Below are 19,974 nucleotides of genomic sequence, written 5' to 3' on the forward strand. Positions count from 1 at the left end.
AATTTCAACAATTCATTATAATGATAGTTGAAAGCGTTTGCCGAATGAACGATTATACGGAGGAAGGGGTTGGAGTTGGAAAGAAGTTGAGCCTGCTGTTTAAAGGCAATTTTTCACGAAAATAAAGGAGGCTTTTAGATGTTTTTCTTCAAAGTGTCTAAGCAGCAAGTTTTTAAAAGGGGATTAAGCTTAGTTCTTTCGTTTGCCCTTGTACTTTCACTGATCAGCCTATCCGGTTTTCCGTCATCATCGGTTCATGCAGCGCCGGGAGATAGCTTAGGTTTATTGGAAATAGAAGTGAACAAGCCGGTAAACGCAGTCGTTGATCTGAATCAAGCAACCATTCATATATCATTGCCCTACGGCACCTTATACCAAATGTTGAATGTAATGACAAACCCGGGCGTTACCACGACGCTATTCAGAAGTAACAAAATAACCACCATCTCTTTTGCTGCCAGCGGCATTAACAAAGGAGATGCCAAGATGGACCAATTTTCAACCAGCGGAACCACTTTATATTATCTGGTGGTAACCGACAAGAATGACAGCAGTAACACCCGAACCTATACTATAACCGTTACTGTAGATATGGCTTTGCCCCCGATAACAGGGATGGGAGCGGGTGACAAGTATTTGCCTCTCAATATTCAAGGTGGAGAACATGTATGGGATGTTATGGGCGCATCTAAAATCGGCAATGGCAGTACTACGGGTTCAATAGAAGGCCCGAACACCCCCTCGTCTTACAGTGGGAAAATATGGTCGCAATCAGTCTATGATCGTTCAGAGGACTACCCGGTGGCTTCGACAGTTAAGGAAGCATGGCTGGGGGATAACATGTATTTGCAGACCATAGGCAGAAATGATACGAATGCACTTACAAAATACGGGATCGCAAATATTCCGGGAACCGACAAACTAGGCTCCGACATTTTGCGTTTTCACGAATTTGTGCCTTTTGTTACCCCGGACGGCGTAAGCCGGGACGACGGCGATCGGGGCGCAGTAGGAAGCGATCGTCAGAGGCTGGAGATTAAAAGCAACACCAACGCTTCAAGCAGCGATGCAAACAGTAAGGGCGGCGACATTGTGACCCACCACTGGAGGCTTATGCTCCCGTCTGAAACCTTAAGGTTTCAGACGGATGTCGGTGATCACCATGCCAACGATTTTATTGCTCCCCACAGGTTTTGGCACATCTTCCAACTGAAAGAAATAGCCGGAAACGCAGCAGGACAGCCGGTGGCCACGCTTTCTCTGGTTTCAAGCGAAGGCAAAGGGCAACTAGAGTTCAGGAACAATCCTGATGGCGGCTATGCGGACAGAATAAAGCCGTTATTCACGATTCCATTTGAACAGGTCGTTGACCGCTGGCTTGATTTTGATGTTACGATTTTAACAGCCGATAACGGTTACATCTACGGTAAGCTTATCGATTTGGAAACAGGTAAGGTGCTTTTTGAAGGCGGTATGACAGCTGAAACCTACAGACGCCCTGAAGTGGAAAACCCGATTACCGGCCGAAACGAAAGAGGCGACCTGCCTGTTGTATCGGGGCAGCAAAACCGTTCCAAATGGGGTCTTTATCGGGGCATGTATAATGGCGCAGGAGATGCGGCCTATGCAGATGAATTCCAATCCGCAACCATGTATCTCTCCGATACATACTTGATCAAGAGGGATAAAGACATTTATATTTTCCATGATGGATGGAATCCCAAAGATCAACCTAAGGATATTGTAGCGTGGGCAAGGTCGAAAGAAATTACGGCTTCCAAAGGTACAGCGTTTGGAAGTTTAAGCTTGCCTTCACAGCTTGATGTAACCTTGAGTACGGGGTTGACAGAAAAGGTGAACGTTACATGGAGCTCCGCCGGTTATAACCCCGGTGGCATGGGCACTTACAGGATTTATGGTGGATTTAACGCTACTAGCTTGACGAATACCAAAAACATTAAGCCATATATTGATGTTACCCTGCGGGATCTGACCCCACCGATTACGGAGGCTCAGATTGATCCGATGCCTCAGAACGGCTGGCTGAACAAGGAGGCGTCCGTCACGCTATCGGTTTATGACGATCTCTCCGGTGTAGCGAAAACGGAATACAGGCTGGGGGATCATGCAAATTGGCAAACTTATGCTAGGCCGATGACCTTTACGAATGACGGCGTAAGCCGACTGGAGTACCGTTCTATCGACACTGAAGGCAACATTGAGCAAACGAAAGAGCTCGTCGTCCGGATTGACAAATTGAAGCCGGATTTTGTGCTGACGGCAAACGGGGAACCGCTTGCGGAAGGTGCAGTTTTCTCCGATGATCGCCCGATTGCGCTGCTTCTGAACGCGAACGATGCACTATCCGGTATAGCGAGCCAGGAATTCACCCTGGACGGAAAGCGGCTTACGAATGGCGCTTCCGTTGATTTGGCCGGTAAGCTTGGCCTTCATACACTGAGGGTCGTCATCACCGATCAGGCTGGCAATACGACGGATGAGTCTGTCGGCTTAACAATAACCGCCACCCCCGAAGGAGTATCCAAATTGATTGACCGATATGTCGAAGCCGGTGAATTGAAGAGTCCATTGGCTGAACAATTGCGCAACAGTTTGAACCAGGCTTTGCATCAATTGGACAAAGGCGACAAGATCAACGCGGCCAAACATATGCAGGACTTCCTGAAGCACCTGAATAACGAGCCGCTGGCGGATAATGTCTCCGAAGCCGCGATGTCCGTCCTCGGAACGGACGCCAATGCTTTGATCACAGAATGGTCCACGAAGTAAATAAAACAGCATCGTACAACACATGTAGTAAGCATCCGGTCCGGATTGGCCGGGTGCTTTTCTACATGTGACTTAGAACGGCTGCCATTGAGGCAGCCACTTTTTAATTGGACCATACGTGTGCAAATGAAAGAAAACATTCATTTATAGTGGGAGGATTCCAATGTTCAACGTGTTGATCGTGGACGACGAAAAATTTGAACGTGACGGGATCAAATATTTGCTCTCAAATACACAAAGGGGTATGAGTTTCATTGCATAAATACTGCCAGGGGATCTTCATAACAGGAGAACCCCTGGCTATTTCTTCCCCTATCGCAGATCATAAAGAATAAATTGACGCATATTTTAATTTGTCTTACAATATGACTTGTATATATCCATTTCCTTATTTTATATTATTTTTTAATGAAGGGAAGAGAACAATTTGATGCAGGATATGAAACATGACCAACTGAATAGCCGATTTTCAGGCACGCCGATCATTACGGAAATGCAGGTCATTCCTGTGGCGGGGTACGATAGCATGCTGCTTAATCTCAGCGGTGCACATGCTCCTTTCTTTACACGCAACATCATCATTCTCAAGGATAACGCAGGACATACGGGTGTTGGTGAGGTTCCAGGTGGTGAAAAGATTCGTCAAACACTAGAGGATGCACGGGCGCTCGTCATTGGTCAATCCATAGGTCAATACAATAACATCCTGAACATAGCACGCAAACAGTTTGCTGATCGAGATGCTGGGGGACGTGGCTTGCAAACCTTCGATCTTCGCATCACGATTCACGCCGTTACTGCTTTGGAAGCTGCACTGTTAGATCTTCTGGGGAAATTTCTCTGTGTTCCTGTTGCTGCGCTCCTTGGAGAAGGGCAGCAGCGTGACCGCGTAGAGATGTTAGGTTACTTGTTCTATATCGGCGAACGTAATAAAACGAAGCTTCCTTACTTGAGCGGGCAGGATGGCAAGGATGATTGGACACGATTGCGTAATGAGGAAGCGCTTACACCTGAAGCTGTCGTTAAGCTGGCTGAAGCGGCATACAAGCGATATGGCTTTAACGACTTCAAGCTGAAGGGCGGCGTGCTTCGTGGAGAAGAGGAGATCGAGGCCGTTACCGCGCTAGCCGAACGTTTTCCGCAAGCAAGAATAACGCTGGATCCAAACGGCGCATGGTCTTTATCTGAAGCAATTCGCCTTTGCCGCGATCAACACCATGTACTGGCTTATGCCGAAGATCCTTGCGGAGCTGAAAATGGCTATTCCGGACGTGAGGTAATGGCAGAGTTTCGTCGTGCTACAGGGCTCCCGACAGCTACGAATATGATCGCCACGGATTGGCGTCAGATGGGACACACGATTCAACTGAATTCGGTTGATATTCCACTTGCAGATCCACACTTCTGGACGATGCAAGGCTCTGTCCGAGTAGCTCAAATGTGTCATGAGTGGGGGCTGACGTGGGGCTCGCATTCTAACAATCATTTTGATATTTCGCTTGCTATGTTTACCCATGTCGCTGCCGCTGCACCGGGAAAAATCACAGCTATCGATACCCATTGGATTTGGCAGGACGGGCAGCGTCTGACCAAAGAACCCTTCCAAATTGTCGGAGGCATGGTGGAAGTTCCAAACAAGCCAGGTTTGGGCATTGAGATTGATATGGTTGAAATTGAGAAAGCGCACCAGCTTTACAATGAGAAAGGGCTTGGAGCACGTGATGATGCGATTGCTATGCAGTATTTGATTCCTGGCTGGAAATTCGATCATAAACAACCTTGTCTTGTACGGTAATCGAGATGATAAAATGAAATGAAGGAGAGATCTGTCTACATTGTTATTTCATCTAATTCGTCTTACAATATGATTATGCGTTTTAGTCAGCTAAGAGAGAAGGGCAATTATGGTAGAACTTAAAGGAAGCGTAGAATTGGAGTCTATTAAACGAAACACGCTGCCCAAGCAAGTCGTTGACAGCATTGTTCAGCTGCTGATCAGCGGTCAGCTTAAACCAGGAGATAAACTGCCGTCCGAGATGGAACTGATCGATATGTTAGGCGTGAGTCGGCCGGTTCTGCGGGAAGCATTAAGTTCACTTGAAGCGCTTGAAGTGATTACGCGAAAAACTCGTGGCGGAACCCATTTTAATAATAAAATCGGCAGCAATCCGTTCTCGGTGATGCTGGCTTTGTCCATTGGTAACCTTCCAGCGATCATCGAAGCACGAATGGCATTAGAACTGGGACTTGTGGCCATAGCGGCAGAAAAGATTACGAACGAGCAGTTGAACCGATTAAAGGAAACCATTGATGAAATCGCAGGCAGTGTCGATAACAACTATGGGGAAGCGGACAAGGAATTTCATCGGATTATTGCATTGAGTGCGAACAATCCGATCATTGAAGGAATGATCGATCCGCTGCTTATAACCTTTGACAAAATGGACAGACAAATTAGGGAACGTGAACGTGATGTAACGGTCCAATTCCATACAGATATCTATAATGCGCTCGTTAATCGGGATCCACACGAAGCGTTTACGCATATGTACCGACATCTTAGTTACGTCCGAAATAAGCTTTTGCAGGTATATCAAAATGAATAAGAGGCCCATGATGGTCCATTTAAAAAGTCTGCCCAATCTCTCGTGAATGCGATACAGAGATTAAGCAGACTTTTTTCGTTAATTGCCTTAGTGGAATAAGTTCAAAATAACAAAAGCTGCGTACTCAGGGAGTAATGAAGGTTTTCCTTCTTGCTTCTTTTTATAATGTCTATTTACATACATAATGTCTTAGTGTACTATTACGTTAATACAATTTTCCGTTGTGAAGTTTCATTAAGAAGGAGAGATTTGGATGAGGGCATGGGTAGCTTTATTAAAAAAAGATTTTAAATTAACAAGAACCGTATTTTTCGTAGGACTTGTAATTAATTTATTGATTGTCTTGTTGACGTTATATATGGGGATGAAAGCAGATCATACCTTACTTATTTTCTTACCCTTAGTAGTTGGCGTTGTTCTTCATGTTTTATATGTTCCGATTATTGTATTTATCAGTTTGAAAACAGAGGCAAATCAGCTGCATCTATGGCTGCATAATCCTGGGCCGGCTTCTAGATTGTTAATTAGTAAGATAGTGAACGGGCTGTTGATGCTTGTTATTTCGCTATTGATGTTATATGTGATGTCCGGATTGCTGATCATACCCAAGTTCAACTTAATTGAAGCGTATTGGACGGATACTTGGATATCGGGATTATTCATATTTCTTCATATTATTGTGATTTCTATAATCATTGGCGTTTGGGTGTTATTTCTTTGGGCGCTATACCAATCCCTTAAGTTTGCAATCGGGCGTTGGAGTTGGTTAGTCGTTATTGGGGCAATTATCATACCTAGTTGGATAACTGCCCTATTCGAGTCCACTAAACTGTATAGTTTAGTAACGAAATGGGGGAATATTACTTATGATTTCCCTTCTTTTTCAATAAATCCTATTCAAACATATGCAGGAGAATATTTGTATACCTTCATTTTTATCATTGGGTTATTCTTTCTGAGCGCGTGGATCGTTGACAATAAAGTTGAGGTGTAAGAATGGAAGAATTTAATGCTTCGAAGCCAATTTATCTGCAATTAGCGGATCGAATTAATCGACAGATTGTAAGCAAAGAATTGAAAGCAGGTGAGAAGCTTCCGTCTGTCCGAGAAATGGGGATCAAATACAGTGTTAATCCAAACACAATTCAGCGTACTTACAGTGAGTTGGAGCGTGAGGGTATCCTGGAAACGAGAAGAGGTCAAGGTACATTTGTCACGGAACAAGAGGAGCGCTTGGTCCAACAGCGTGAAATATTAAAAAATGAGCAGATCTTATCGTTTGTTCAGGTCATGCAGGAAATGGGATTCAGCTCTTATGAAATCATATCAGGGCTCCAGGACCACTTAAGCAAATTGGATAAAGGAGATGAGTGATTTGATTCAATTGACGAATGTTTCTAAAAAATATGTTAAACAGCCCGTACTCAATAACATTTCATTCACTTTGCCCGTAGGTAAAATTATTGGCATTGTGGGTGAGAACGGCAGCGGAAAGTCAACGCTTTTGAGACTTATATCCGGACTGTCGCTTCCAACAAGAGGGAAGGTAACCGTAAATGGAGTAACTGCCAGTCGAAGAACTAGCAAAGTGGTTTCTTATTTATCAGAGATTGGTTCTTTTTATTCGATATTCACAGTACGTGAAGCGATGGATTTTCAGGCTTCCCAATATACGGACTTTAACATGGCTAAAGCGGAAGAAATCATGAAGTTTATGCGGCTGGAGCCTCATATGAAAATCAAAGACCTCTCGAAAGGAAATCGTGCTCGGTTAAAAATCATGCTTACTTTGGCCAGAGAAGTATCCTACATTCTAATGGATGAACCACTGTCCGGGCTTGATCCCATGGTGCGAGAATCTATTGTTAAAGGAATGATTTCTTATGTTGACTTGGAATCTCAGACGCTCATCATGACAAGCCATGAGATTGCGGAAATTGAATCATTATTGGACTCCTTCATTGCGATCAAAGACGGATCATTACTTAGAATGGCTGATGTGGAAGAATTACATGAATCAGAGGGTCTTGGTATCACGGATTGGATGAAGAGGAATTATGTCTAATTCGGGGTTAATTGGACCTGTTTGCTCATTGCAATTGGTAATCATTAGGAGGGACAAATATGAGAGCAATTGTATACACCCAATACGGATCGCCAGATGTTCTTCATCTGAAAGAGTTAGAAAAACCTACACCCAAGGACAATGAAATACTGGTGAAAAACTATGCGACAACGGTAACAGCAGGTGACTGGCGCATGCGAAAGGCTGATCCATTCGTTGCAAGACTTTACAATGGTATCTTAAGGCCCAAAAAAGTAACGATATTAGGGTTTGAGTTAGCTGGGGAAGTTGAAGTAGTAGGCAAAGATGTAAAACGATTTAAGAAAGGTGACCAAGTTTTTGCCTTCTGTGGTATTGGCTTTGGTGCATATGCCGAGTACAAATGTTTGCCTGAAGATGGCATTGTGGCTATAAAACCGACCAATTTGACGTATGAGGAGGCCGCCGCTGTTCCCGTTGGAGGAATAACCGCGTTGAATTTTCTTAGGAAAGGAAAAATCGCGAGTGGAATGAAGGTTCTTGTTTATGGAGCTTCTGGAAGTGTAGGTACTTATGCGGTACAGCTTGCCAAATATTATGGGGCGGATGTAACAGGGGTATGCAGTTCCACGAATCTTGCGTTGGTGCAATCTATAGGAGCCGATAGGGTAATTGATTATACGAAAGAGGATTTTACAGCGAGTGGAGAACGTTATGATTTAATCTTTGATACCGTTGGGAAAAAAATATCGAAAATCACAAAAACAACAGGCAAGAAATCGCTTCGCTCGAACGGAACCTATGTGAATGTGGATATGTCACAAAAGAATCGTGTTGAAGATCTAATCTTCCTGAAGGAGCTTATTGAGGGAGGAAAGGTAAGACCGGTCATCGATAGACACTATCCGTTAGAACAAATTGCCGAGGCTCATAGGTATGTCGAGAAAAAACACAAAAAGGGGAACGTGGTCATAACGGTAATGAAATAAATTCAAAAAGGGAGATAAACAAATATGAACGAGGTCTCGTTGTTTCGTCTTTATTTGCTGAGGGCGCTGTACCTTCTTATCATCGTTGGGCTCGGTATCGTGGTATGGCCTGGAGTCATCCACCACGATAAGCCGTGGGAACTTATGGAAGGAGTGGTCCAGTGCATGCTGGCCGCCTTTTCGGCTCTGTCAGTCCTGGGGTTGCGATATCCGCTGCAGATGCTGCCTTTGCTTCTGTGGGAATTATTGTGGAAGTCGATCTGGCTGAGCGTCGTTGCGCTCCCACTGTGGTTCTCCGGTCAAATGGACGAGTCAACCTGGGCGACGGCCTCAGCCTGCTTGTTGGTCGTGATTGTTCCTTTCGTCATCCCTTGGCGCTATGTGTTGGCACACTACGTGAAGAAGCGCGGAGATCGGTGGCGCTGAGGGAAGATAGACAGCGCAGCCCATGGTCGGGGAACATGGTCATAACGGTAAGGAAATAAATTCAAAAAAGGAGATAAACAAATGAATACTAATAAAAAGAGCGCATTAATTGTGGGAATACTATTTATACTTGCGGCGGTTACGGCGATAATCGGTCTTATTTTATACGATCCTATCCTAAATGGTCCGGATTACCTGATGAAAGGTTCCGAACATGCCAACCAGGTGATACTGGGAGCACTTATGGAGTTAATTCTTGTCGTTTCAGCGGTTGGTACTGCAACTACAATGTTTCCATTGTTAAGAAAATATAATGAAACTATTGCTCTTTGGCATGTTTGCTTCAGGTTTCTTGAAGCCGTTATTATTACTATTGGTATAATCAGCGTACTGTCCCTGTTGACCTTAAGCCGGGAATTTGCAGCAGCAGCGGCTCCGGATATCGCCTCTTTTCAAGCTTCAGGTATATTATTAAAAGCAGTACATGACTGGACCTTTCTGCTCGGGCCTCTCTTCATGCTGGGCATCAACACGATGATGTACAGTTATATATTTTATAAAACCAAGCTCGTACCCAGGTTTATACCCATCTTGGGGATGACAGGAGCAACACTTGTTTTTATCTGTGCCTTGTTAGTCATGTTCGGTGTCATTCAACAAGTTTCTGTTTGGGGTGCTATTTTGGCGCTGCCAGTAGCAGCTAATGAAATGATTCTAGCTGTATGGCTCATAGTTAAAGGATTCAATTTATCTGCACTCTCTTCCGAGTCAGCAAAAACGGAACGAGCGAGCTAATAGCAACACACGAATATAAGATAACGGAGCACCGCGTGTTTGCGGGCTCCGTCCCGCCAGGAACCGGCAGTTACCCGTACGATGCATTCGCCGACTGTCTGCGAAAATCAGGATACAGTGGTATGATTTCTGCCGAGTGCACGGTTAGGGACAGTCAGGAATACGCGCAAGGTCTTGCCTTCATGAAACAGAAATTTTGTTGATCGATTAGAAGAGCTTTCGAGTGCGAAAACGAAAATTCTGAACCTAGAAATGTCATTTCGGTAATGTTCTCTGCTTGTTGACATCAACCAACCACCATGATATATTTCATTATACAGTTCAGTCGTTTAGACATTAGTTATTTAGAAGATCGGGGCTAAAGTATTTGGGATACGCTAAGTATCTACTTACTTTTAACGCGATCTTTTTTGGTTTTTTATTGTAATAAAAGCAATAGACAATCAATGAACAGTTTGTCATCAATGCTTAATTATTATATGAAAGCGCTAACTAATATTATAAGGAGGCGATCCAATGACGAGTCCAGGAAAGACACCCTTTCCGATCGGTAAATTGTCTATGTTATTAGCAGTTTTGAGGGATCATTCATGGAATGAAGATGTTGAAAATGAGTTGAAAGAAAAAGGCTATCGATACGTTGTTGGCAAAGTTGGAGCGATGGACTTAAACAAAGTTATCGCAGCCATAGAAACGACGGCAAAAAACAATCATATTATTAATAAAGATATTTATCACGAAGTGCACGCACTATACCATGCTATTATTGAAGCTCTTCAGGGAGTTGGCAGAGGTATGGTACAGTTCGGTGATATATTACGGACCGTAGGGCTGACATTCTCCATTGTTCGCGGTAAATTAGGAGAATCCTCTGAGCAAAGCGGTGAGTGGATCGCTGTATCTATTTACGGAACCATTGGTGCTCCCAAAAAGGGATTTGAGCATGAAGCCTTTGGCTATGGATTTAATCATATTTAGTATATTTAGTAAAGTTAGTGATGAATGACTATTCTTTGCACATGAACAATGAAAGTGAATTTAATAATAAACCAGGCTATTAGTAAATTTAGTGATTTAGGAGCCGATACCTTATTTGGTATTGGCTCCTTTTTATATTTTCATACGAGGAGCGATCATAATGCAGACATTACAGACAGAAATTTTAGTAGGTAGTGGAGTAACACTAACATTAAAAGATGTGATTGAGGTTTCTCGAAATAAGACTAGAGTGGTTTTGAATCATACAAGCGTAGAGAAAATTAACCGCAGCAGAAGTTATGTGGAAAAGCTTCTTCGAGAGAAAAAAACGGTTTATGGACTTACCACCGGATTCGGTAAATTCAGTGATACGTATATCTCAAGTGAAGATACAAAAGAGCTCCAGGCAAATCTCATACGAAGTCATGCTTGTGGAATAGGGCTGGCATTGCCAGAAGAAGTCGTTAGGGCGATTATGCTGCTTCGAATCAAATCGCTTTCATTAGGTTACTCGGGCATCCGGCTTGAGGTTGTCCAAACGATGATCGAGATGCTGAATAAGGATGTCGTTCCGGTTGTTCCAGAGAAAGGCTCGCTCGGTGCCAGTGGCGATTTGGCTCCTTTGTCTCATGTGGCATTAGTCATATTTGGAGAAGGTGAGGCTGTCTATGAAGGTCGGCGTATGGATGGCGGAACGGCTATGAAATTGGCGGGCATTCAACCGATATCTTTGGAAGCTAAAGAAGGACTTGCGTTAATTAATGGAACCCAAGTCATGACCGCGGTTGGGGCAATAGCATGTTATGACGCTTTGAATTTGGCGAAATGGGCGGATGCGACGGGAGCACTGAGTTGCGAGGCATTATTGGGTATTAGGGACGCTTTCGATGCGGAAACGCATGAAATTAGACCGCACAAAGGCCAGCTGCTGGTTGCCGAAAATATAAGAAAACTGACGATGGGAAGCCAATTGATGACAAATCAAGGGGAGTTAAGGGTGCAGGATGCGTACTCTCTACGCTGTATACCGCAGGTTCATGGAGCGAGTCGTGATGGACTTTCGTATGTATTGGAAAAAATCGAGGTGGAGATGAATTCAGTCACTGATAATCCACTCATATTCGAGGAGCAAGAGAGGGTAATCTCTGGCGGCAATTTTCATGGGCAACCGATCGCATTGGCCATGGACTTTTTATCCATTTGTATGTCAGAGTTGGCCAACATATCCGAGAGAAGGATCGAGCGTTTAGTAAATCCGCAGTTAAATGGTGATCTACCTCCCTTTTTGACAAAACATGGTGGTCTTCAATCTGGATTTATGATTGCCCAATATGCCGCTGCTTCGGTGGTGTCCGAAAATAAATCTTTAGCTCATCCAGCTAGTGTCGATTCAATTCCATCTTCAGGCAATCAAGAGGATCACGTAAGCATGGGAACGATCGGAGCTCGAAAAGCGAAGCAAATTGTAGAAAATGCTTACTCAGTTATCGCTATTGAGCTTTTATGTGCTTCTCAAGCTATCGATTATCGTAATCCCGAGCTTCTGGGCAAAGGGACAAAGTGGATTTATGCCAAGTGCCGCGAACAGGTACCTTTTTTGGAAAAAGATAGAGTTCTGTCTTACGACATCAAAAAAATAACTTCCATGTTACAAGAGACAGATGTTGCGGCTGAATTGGCACCAATTACAACTATTCAATAATTTTATTAGATACATTTCTTGCTTTTCAAGTAACCGTAAATCATTATATGTGGTAAACTTTTCTTTTGAAAACCTAAGTGCAAGGCATCATGCAATCATGGTACAATATAAGTTATAAAATGAAAACGCATACGAATGAACCGGATGAATGGTCCGAGAAAGTTAAAGGGGGCTTGTTATGAGAGTAATGCCCAAGTACAGAGATACCTATTTTACCCGTCTTATCTTATCTTATACGATTTTGGCTGTCGTCCTGATTGGGCTTACGGGAGGTTACCTATATTCTCAAGCCAATCGATTGATGGTTGGCGAAATCTCCAAGGACAGCCAAAACCGGCTTGTTACCGTAAAGGATTATGTCGAACAGACGCTGCTTAGAAGATTCGAAGACAATCTACAGAATAAGGCTTTATCTACCATTTTCATTCAGAATAATTCCAATTTGAATTATTTGTTGGATAGCGGATGGGAAGGCAATCTCAGCCGCATTGCGTCGTTTCGCCAGGATCTTGATAATTATAAATTGGCTATTGAAGGTGCTTCTAAAATGACGGCCTATTTTCGTACGGGAAATTATGTCGTTGACAACAATTCCTTTTTTATGAAGCCGGATAACTCTACAGACGTCGCTTTCATCGGTCAGCTAAATCAAACTGTTCCCAACCGATGGATAACCCGAACATTGCCGGATACAAGCCCCAGTATTGCCGAAGGGAAGCAGGTTATGACTTATGTCGTTAAGCTTCCGTATGACATCCCAAGCGCTATTCCTAAAGGATACTTGTTTGTTGATGTCGAGCAGGAGTACGTCAAACAGGCTGCTGCCAAAATTATGAACTCCCAGAACGAAAGGCTTTATATATTCGATGCGGTCGGGAATTTGATCGTTCAAACAACGGATTCGAATCCGGACGAAATTCACCTGCTTCAGAACGTAATTGGATCCGGTCAGACCGTTCGGGAAATCGCTGACGACAAGAGCGGCACAATTGTGATGTCGTACCTTGACAAATCGAAGTCGGGGAACGGTTGGACCTATGCGATGGTTCGTCCTATGAATACGTTTGTATTAGCTTCCGAACAAATCAAAACAAAAATATTCATAGGCTGCAGTTTGGTACTCTTGTTAGGGTTTGTCATTTCCTACATGATTTCAAAACGATTTTATATTCCAATGAAAAAGCTTGTCCAGCATATCCGCAGTCTGCATCAACCTAACTCGGCACAGTCCCAAATGAACGAATACGCAATCATCAGAAATGCGTTGAATAGCTTGGGACAAAAAATTGAGACCTTGGAATCCCTGGCGAAAACGAACGAAATGAAAAATCTTGTTTTGGGCGCCAGCCTTGGTTTGGAGAATATGGACGACTTGCCTCAGGACCGCCAATTTCTAGTCGCGTATATTCCGCTCATGGAAGGCCATAGTAAGGAGTTCAAGCAGTGTTATGAGCAGATCGACCACTCCATACGAAATGAGGTTGTCTGCTTGAATTTGAGGGAAGCAGCTATCATCTTCTTCTTTGATTCCCTCGACATGGTTGATGATGAAGCGATTGCTGCGGATTTAGTTCGAGTAAAAGAGGTAATTAGAGACGAGATTCGTTTCGGGGCTGCGATCGGCTCTTTAGTTCAATCGCTCGAAGAAATCCCACTCTCCTATCAATTGGCGCAGCAAGCTTATCGCTATTGCTTTTTTTATGGTCAGGAAGCGATTGTTCAGCACTCGAAGATTTCTGCATTGAACCCGACGCCGTACATGTTTTCGTTCGATCTCTATAAAAATGCATTGAAGGTCGGGAATGTAAACGGATCGAATCAGTTTATCGATGATTTCACCAATATCCTGGAGGAACAGAGCCTACAGCTCGAAGTGGTGGAATTAGCGCTGCTTCAACTGGTTTCCACGCTTTATCAGGTCGTGATCGAGCTGGATTTACAACAGTTGATTCCTTCCTCCAATCTATTTGACGAACTGAAAAAAGAAACGCTGTCGGACACGATGGACGCGATTCGCAGCCTCTCGGGGCAGATTGCTTTACATGTAAGCGAATCGGGCAATCATGCTCATGCGGACGTCATATTAAAATTGAAAGTGTATATCGACGAACATTTACACGAAGATCTTTCGTTGAATCTTCTTTCCGAAATGGCCTCGCTCGCTCCGGCCTATGTTTCAACCTTGTTCGGCGAAGTCATGAGGGAATCATTTACCGAATATGTCACTCGGGCAAGGCTGGACAAAGCAGCAGCTCTGTTGCGAGAAGACGTTCGCTTATCCGTCACGGAAATCGCGTCTCTCGTCGGATATCGTAACCCGCAATATTTTCACAACAAATTTAAAGCCCGCTTCGGGATCACCCCGGTACAATATCGGCAGGTAAAAAACACAGATGTGCAAGCCATATAGCAGAATTACTCATGAACAGCCTAATAAGGCTGTCTTTTTTTTCTATGGAAGCCGCTTATCTATGATTCATTAAAGAAAATGCAATCAAATATGAAAGAATTCTTACGAAATCGAATGAATTTACAATGGAAAGAACGCTATCAGAGTAATAAAGTAGGGGTATGAAACGAGGTCTCAGCCTCATCTAAGAAAGGAGATTACAAACATGAATCCGGCAAACACCTCTGAATTAAACAGTGTTAAAGTAGTCGGCAAAAAAACGGAATCGAGATTGGCACACACATGGAGAGAATATAAGAAGAACAAGTATCTGTTCCTGTTGCTGGCTCCTGTGCTGATCTGGTATGCCGTGTTTCATTACGCCCCCATGTACGGCATTCAATTGGCTTTTAAAGATTTTTACATTATAAAAGGGATATGGGGAAGCCCTTGGGTTGGGTTCAAGCACTTTCAATATTTATTTATGATGTCACCCGACTTTTGGAAAATCATGCGAAATACGGTCGTGATCAGCTTTTATCACATCGTATTCGGGTTTCCGGCCCCGATCATTTTGGCATTGCTGTTAAACGAAGTGCGGATTTCGGTATTCAAGAGGATTGCCCAAACGATCTCGTATTTGCCCCATTTTTTATCTTGGGTCGTCATCGGCGGGATTATGATTACGCTGCTGTCTCCGAGCACCGGCGTCGTCAATTATATCATCCAACAGCTTGGGTTTGAACCGATCTATTTTTTGGGCAGTGAATCGTCTTTCCGGTTCACGATGGTCGTATCTGCCATCTGGAAAGAAATTGGCTGGGGGACCATCATCTATTTGGCGGCTTTGGCCGGAGTGGATTCGCAGCTGTACGAAGCAGCCGTACTTGACGGAGCGAACCGCTGGAAGCAAACCATCCACATTACGATCCCTTCCATTCTTCCGGTTATTACCATTTTATTGATCTTGCGGGTTGGCGGGGTTCTGGACGCGGGCTTCGACCAGATCCTTACCTTATATTCTCCAGCCGTATATGGCGTAGCTGATGTATTGGATACGTATGTGTACCGCGTAGGTCTGCAAAACTTCCAATTTAGTTTGACGGCAGCAGTCGGTCTTTTCAAAAATGTCGTAGCGGTAGTGCTGGTGTTAACGACCAACTATATCATAAAAAAAATGGGGCAAGAAGGAATTACGTAACAAGTGTTCAGAAAGGTGTGAACGGCCGTGAGGTTAAGCTTAGGTGAAAAAGTGTTTCAAATAATCGTAATCGCATTTCTTACTTGTGTTTGTATATGTATGATCTACCCGTTTCTTCACGTTCTTTCCATCTCCCTCAGTACAAGCGCCGAGGCGTTAAGGCCGGGATTGCACTGGTATCCGTATGAGATATCGTTCAGTGCATGGGAGAGAGTGTTTACGACCGATTCGGTTTGGATCGCTTTCGGGAACACGGTGTTTCGCTCTGTAGTGGGGACGTTTCTTACGCTGCTATTTATGGCGCTGGGGGCCTACTCGCTCTCGAAGAAGTATCTTCCGCATCGCAATTTTTATACGATGTTTATCGTTGTAACGATGTTTTTTGGCGGCGGGCTTATTCCCACTTACCTCCTGATCAAATCGCTAGGGTTCATCGATTCGCGTTGGTCCTTGATTATCCCTGGCTTGATCAGCACATATTCGATGCTGATTCTTCGCAACTTTTTCATGAGCCTTCCGGAGGAGCTGGAGGATTCCGCCAAAATCGACGGGGCAAGCGACCTGCGTATTTTGTTCACTATCGTGTTGCCGTTGTCCAAGCCTATATTGGCCACCCTTGCGCTTTGGTCCGCCGTCGGGCATTGGAACGCCTGGTTCGATGCGATGCTGTACATTCAGGATCAATCGAAGACTGTGCTACAGATATTGCTAAGAAGAATCGTGATTACCGCGGAGGGAGATCCATTGACAGCCGTGCCTATCGAGGAACAGGCGCCGGAAACCCTTAAGGCCGCAATCATCATGTTTACCGCGCTGCCGATCCTCGTCGTCTATCCGTTTCTTCAGAAATATTTTGTCCAAGGCGTCTTGGTAGGCTCGCTAAAGGGTTAGCACATATCACCTGATTTAAATGGGATTGCTCTTGTAGTATTCCGTCTAAATATAACTTGTATGATAAAAAGGGAGGCAAAAAAGAATGAAACAGATTAATAAGAAAATGTTGGGTATGACTTCTATCGTCTTATCGATGTCGCTTTTGGCGGCAGGATGCAGCGGAGGGAAATCGGCCGAACAAACGCCGGCAGCTTCCAATAAACCGGGGGCAGCAGAAAAGCCGATTGAAATTACTTGGGCGAACAACTTCAATGCGCCTGAAGCTGACGACAACTACGTGCAGAAGCAGTTGGAGCAAAAATTCAACGTAAAAATCAAGAATGTCAAATTTGAACGAACGACATGGAAGGAAAAATTCGGAGTTCTGCTTGCCTCCGGACAAGTTCCTGACATTTTCCCGATCGATGCGAACGAAACCGATATGGCCACGTGGGCGGATCAAGGCGTCATTGCCAGCCTTTCCCCGGATGAAATCAAAAAGAATATGCCGAATTATATTAAATCGCTGGAATCGGTTGACGCCGGTGCATGGGGTGTCGGCAATTACAAAGGAAAGAACTGGGGGATTCCTAAGGTATGGCCGGACGGTGAGTCTGGCTTCATTCCCGGTTATAACGATGCCTGGCTGAAGAAGATCGGCTACAACGCACCTCCGCAGACGCTCGCGGAGCTGGAGGATGTGCTCACGAAATTCGCCAATAACGATCCGGACGGCAACGGCAAGAAGGATACGTACGGCATGTCGGGTCGAGGCAAGCTCCCGATCCAAATGTTCACCTCCGTATTCTCGGCTCATGGCGTATCTCCGTATCAGTTCAAGCTGGGTGCTGATGGAAAAATCGTGTACGGCGGGCTCACAGAAGAAACCCGCTCCGCGCTCAAGCTTCTGAACAAGTGGTACAAGAGCGGACTGATCGATCCGGAGTTTATTACAACCGACAACAATCAGCTCAACGAGAAATTCGCCAACCAAAAGATCGGTATGGTCGACAACATGAAGTGGGGCAATTTCGACAAGAACTCCGGATTTATTACGAAACCAGGATCGGAAAAGGGCCAGACTGTCGTTGCAGGTAAGCCGGTTGTCGGCCCGGCCGGCAAATCGTTAGGCTTCGCTTACGGCGGGCGTCAAGCTCCTGTTCTGTTGGGCGCACAGGTCGAGAAGGATGAAGCGAAACGGGTTAAGATTGAGCAAATTCTTGATGCCGTCGCAACAAATCCGGAGTTGTGGCTGCTGACGGTTTACGGTCAGAAGGACGTCAACTATGATCAGAACGGCGACTTGGTTGTTCCGAAGACGACACCGGAGGCCGCTGCCATCAAAGCCGGCGCTGGCAGCTTCTACAATCCGCTCAACGCCGCAGTTACTTCCATGGCGAAATACAATACGAGCAAGGAATTGCTGGACCTGAAGGCGAAGGTAAATGTCGGTTATGAGCCAATGAAGGACATCCTGGGACCTGCCGTTTTGACCACCAAGTCGAAATATTGGGGGAATCTGCAGACGCTGGAGGACGCATATGTGATTAAATCCGTCACCGGCGAAACGAATACGGATAAAGCGTTTGACGATTTCAAGGCTGCGTGGCTGAAAGCTGGCGGTCAAGAATTGACGGATGAAGTCACCAAGGTGTACGCAGAGCGTAATAAGAAGTAATCAACAGTAATCAAAACTGCTTTAACTCTGGGCCGGTCGGTTGGAACATGCCATTCATGTTCCAGCCCTTCCGGCTTTTATTTTCACAATTAGAAGTATTTTGGAGGCGAGTTCCATTGATTAAAGTTCAAAATGATTTGATCACATATCCTGCACCGGCAGAAGCGGCTGGAAATTCCGATTTCACGGTACGGGTCCGATTGCTACAAGGTGAATGGCAGGAGCTGTTTAGTTACAACGTGAAGGTCGATATGCATGACGTGCGGAATGCCTCCATGGTGTATTTCGATTGCACCGGTCCCGTTGAAGTCGAAGTGGTAAAGAACGTTGGGGTTGTAGAGGAAGCGGTGATTCGCCCCTTATCGTCAGGGCTTGAGTGCTCCTATAGCGATAACCGCGTGACGTTCATACTTGATCGACCGCGAAAATTATCGTTGGAAGTAAACGGGGATCGGTTCCACAACCTTCACATCTTTGCGAACCCATTGGAAGATAATGTTCCCGATCCGGCAGATCCCGATGTAATTTTCTTCGGGCCGGGCATGCATATTTTGGAAGAGCCCCAATTGCGCATTCCCTCCGGGAAAACGGTTTATATCGCTGGAGGTGCCGTCGTTGTAGGGGCGCTAGTGTGCGAGCGTGTGCAAGATGTGACGATACGGGGCAGAGGGCTGCTCTATATGTCGGATTTTGAGAAAACCACTTATTATCGTGGAGTTCAGATCACCTTCTCAAAGAACATCACGATAGAAGGAATTATTACGGTTGATCCACCCCACTATACCGTACTGATCGGACAATCCGAACATATCTCAATCCGCAACCTTAAGACGTTCAGTACCCGAGGTTGGTCGGACGGCATCGACATGATGTCCTGTTCTCATATTGACATCGATGACGTCTTTCTGCGAACTTCCGATGATTGTATCGCCATATACGGACACCGCGGGGAGTTTGACGGAGATAGCCGGAACGTTACGGTTCGAAACTCGATCCTTTGGGCGGATGTTGCCCATCCTATGAATATCGGAACCCATGGGGATTCCGAAAACGGTGGAAATGTCATTGAAAACATCGTATTTGAGAACATCGACATTTTGGAGCATCACGAACCGCAGCCCGATTATTGGGGATGTATGGCTATCAATCCTGGGGATAATAATACCGTTCGAAACGTAAAGTACGAAAATATCCGGATCGAGCAATTTGAGCTCGGAGAGCTTTTCAACATCCGGGTCGTTCATAATCCGAAATATAATCCGCATCCGGGAAAACGGGTAGAGAATATCCACTTTAAAGATATCGTCTTTAACGGTATTTGCGAAAATCCGTCCCGTATTGAGGGATTCGATGAAACCCGGGTTGTCGACGGCATCACTTTCGAGAATGTATTAGTGAACGGCCGACAGCTGAAATTAGATTCGGAGGATATTCTCATAGGGTCCTATGTTCATAATGTGAACATCATTCGAAATAAAGATTCGATATAATATATAGATTACT

At 44.8% G+C, this 19,974-nt stretch carries 16 protein-coding genes; all 16 read left to right on the plus strand.

Going from position 1 to position 19,974, the window contains the following annotated elements; all coding sequences use genetic code 11:
- Positions 1 to 138: 138 nt before the first annotated feature.
- The 16 genes from QFZ80_RS07970 (at position 139) to QFZ80_RS08045 (ending at position 19,961) form a co-directional block, all read left to right on the plus strand.
- Complete coding sequence (locus QFZ80_RS07970; protein WP_307558235.1) at positions 139 to 2,790, plus strand: Ig-like domain-containing protein; 2,652 nt, start codon at positions 139 to 141, stop codon at positions 2,788 to 2,790.
- Between the two features lie 430 nt (positions 2,791 to 3,220).
- On the plus strand, positions 3,221 to 4,585 hold the full coding sequence (gene gudD / locus QFZ80_RS07975) for a glucarate dehydratase (protein ID WP_307547634.1): 1,365 nt from the start codon (positions 3,221 to 3,223) through the stop codon (positions 4,583 to 4,585).
- Between the two features lie 109 nt (positions 4,586 to 4,694).
- Positions 4,695 to 5,396 (plus strand): FadR/GntR family transcriptional regulator, encoded by a 702-nt coding sequence (locus QFZ80_RS07980; RefSeq protein WP_307558238.1) that lies wholly within the window; start codon positions 4,695 to 4,697, stop codon positions 5,394 to 5,396.
- Between the two features lie 253 nt (positions 5,397 to 5,649).
- Positions 5,650 to 6,390 (plus strand): hypothetical protein, encoded by a 741-nt coding sequence (locus QFZ80_RS07985; RefSeq protein WP_307547632.1) that lies wholly within the window; start codon positions 5,650 to 5,652, stop codon positions 6,388 to 6,390.
- Positions 6,391 to 6,392: 2 nt separating this feature from the next.
- Positions 6,393 to 6,770 (plus strand): GntR family transcriptional regulator, encoded by a 378-nt coding sequence (locus QFZ80_RS07990; RefSeq protein ID WP_307547630.1) that lies wholly within the window; start codon positions 6,393 to 6,395, stop codon positions 6,768 to 6,770.
- A complete protein-coding gene (locus QFZ80_RS07995) occupies positions 6,763 to 7,461 on the plus strand; it encodes an ABC transporter ATP-binding protein (RefSeq protein WP_307558240.1) in 699 nt (232 codons plus the stop codon). Before QFZ80_RS07990 ends, QFZ80_RS07995 begins: the two co-directional genes overlap by 8 nt.
- 59 nt (positions 7,462 to 7,520) lie before the next feature.
- A complete protein-coding gene (locus QFZ80_RS08000) occupies positions 7,521 to 8,429 on the plus strand; it encodes an NAD(P)-dependent alcohol dehydrogenase (RefSeq protein WP_307558242.1) in 909 nt (302 codons plus the stop codon).
- Positions 8,430 to 8,590: 161 nt separating this feature from the next.
- Complete coding sequence (locus tag QFZ80_RS08005; protein ID WP_307558245.1) at positions 8,591 to 8,914, plus strand: hypothetical protein; 324 nt, start codon at positions 8,591 to 8,593, stop codon at positions 8,912 to 8,914.
- Positions 8,915 to 8,936: 22 nt separating this feature from the next.
- Positions 8,937 to 9,650 (plus strand): DUF4386 domain-containing protein, encoded by a 714-nt coding sequence (locus QFZ80_RS08010; RefSeq protein ID WP_307547623.1) that lies wholly within the window; start codon positions 8,937 to 8,939, stop codon positions 9,648 to 9,650.
- 516 nt (positions 9,651 to 10,166) lie between these two features.
- Entirely contained in the window at positions 10,167 to 10,628 is a 462-nt protein-coding gene (gene hutP, locus QFZ80_RS08015) for a histidine utilization transcription antiterminator HutP (RefSeq protein ID WP_307547622.1), read from the plus strand.
- Positions 10,629 to 10,788: 160 nt separating this feature from the next.
- Positions 10,789 to 12,330 (plus strand): histidine ammonia-lyase, encoded by a 1,542-nt coding sequence (hutH, locus tag QFZ80_RS08020; protein ID WP_307558247.1) that lies wholly within the window; start codon positions 10,789 to 10,791, stop codon positions 12,328 to 12,330.
- 178 nt (positions 12,331 to 12,508) lie between these two features.
- Positions 12,509 to 14,740, plus strand: coding sequence for a helix-turn-helix domain-containing protein (locus tag QFZ80_RS08025; RefSeq protein WP_307558249.1), 2,232 nt, complete (start codon positions 12,509 to 12,511; stop codon positions 14,738 to 14,740).
- 205 nt (positions 14,741 to 14,945) lie between these two features.
- A complete protein-coding gene (locus QFZ80_RS08030; protein ID WP_307547616.1) occupies positions 14,946 to 15,920 on the plus strand; it encodes an ABC transporter permease in 975 nt (324 codons plus the stop codon).
- Between the two features lie 27 nt (positions 15,921 to 15,947).
- The gene (locus tag QFZ80_RS08035; protein WP_307547615.1) at positions 15,948 to 16,811 is read left to right on the plus strand and encodes a carbohydrate ABC transporter permease; all 864 of its coding nucleotides are present in this window, start codon (positions 15,948 to 15,950) and stop codon (positions 16,809 to 16,811) included.
- An 85-nt stretch (positions 16,812 to 16,896) separates the two neighbouring features.
- Positions 16,897 to 18,471, plus strand: a complete 1,575-nt coding sequence (locus QFZ80_RS08040) for an extracellular solute-binding protein (protein ID WP_307547613.1) — start codon at positions 16,897 to 16,899, stop codon at positions 18,469 to 18,471.
- A gap of 116 nt (positions 18,472 to 18,587) precedes the next feature.
- Entirely contained in the window at positions 18,588 to 19,961 is a 1,374-nt protein-coding gene (locus QFZ80_RS08045; RefSeq protein WP_307558250.1) for a glycosyl hydrolase family 28 protein, read from the plus strand.
- The last annotated feature ends 13 nt before the right edge of the window (positions 19,962 to 19,974 follow it).

The sequence above is a fragment of the Paenibacillus sp. V4I7 genome (genome assembly GCF_030817275.1).
Taxonomy (GTDB): domain Bacteria; phylum Bacillota; class Bacilli; order Paenibacillales; family NBRC-103111; genus Paenibacillus_E.

Excerpts from the sequence above, each read along its gene's own strand:
- QFZ80_RS07970 (WP_307558235.1), top strand. The coding sequence starts at position 139 with ATGTTTTTCTTCAAAGTGTCTAAGCAGCAAGTTTTTAAAAGGGGATTA.
- gudD (WP_307547634.1), top strand. The coding sequence starts at position 3,221 with ATGCAGGATATGAAACATGACCAACTGAATAGCCGATTTTCAGGCACG.
- QFZ80_RS07980 (WP_307558238.1), top strand. The coding sequence starts at position 4,695 with ATGGTAGAACTTAAAGGAAGCGTAGAATTGGAGTCTATTAAACGAAAC.
- QFZ80_RS07985 (WP_307547632.1), top strand. The coding sequence starts at position 5,650 with ATGAGGGCATGGGTAGCTTTATTAAAAAAAGATTTTAAATTAACAAGA.
- QFZ80_RS07990 (WP_307547630.1), top strand. The coding sequence starts at position 6,393 with ATGGAAGAATTTAATGCTTCGAAGCCAATTTATCTGCAATTAGCGGAT.
- QFZ80_RS07995 (WP_307558240.1), top strand. The coding sequence starts at position 6,763 with ATGAGTGATTTGATTCAATTGACGAATGTTTCTAAAAAATATGTTAAA.
- QFZ80_RS08000 (WP_307558242.1), top strand. The coding sequence starts at position 7,521 with ATGAGAGCAATTGTATACACCCAATACGGATCGCCAGATGTTCTTCAT.
- QFZ80_RS08010 (WP_307547623.1), top strand. The coding sequence starts at position 8,937 with ATGAATACTAATAAAAAGAGCGCATTAATTGTGGGAATACTATTTATA.
- hutP (WP_307547622.1), top strand. The coding sequence starts at position 10,167 with ATGACGAGTCCAGGAAAGACACCCTTTCCGATCGGTAAATTGTCTATG.
- hutH (WP_307558247.1), top strand. The coding sequence starts at position 10,789 with ATGCAGACATTACAGACAGAAATTTTAGTAGGTAGTGGAGTAACACTA.
- QFZ80_RS08025 (WP_307558249.1), top strand. The coding sequence starts at position 12,509 with ATGAGAGTAATGCCCAAGTACAGAGATACCTATTTTACCCGTCTTATC.
- QFZ80_RS08030 (WP_307547616.1), top strand. The coding sequence starts at position 14,946 with ATGAATCCGGCAAACACCTCTGAATTAAACAGTGTTAAAGTAGTCGGC.
- QFZ80_RS08040 (WP_307547613.1), top strand. The coding sequence starts at position 16,897 with ATGAAACAGATTAATAAGAAAATGTTGGGTATGACTTCTATCGTCTTA.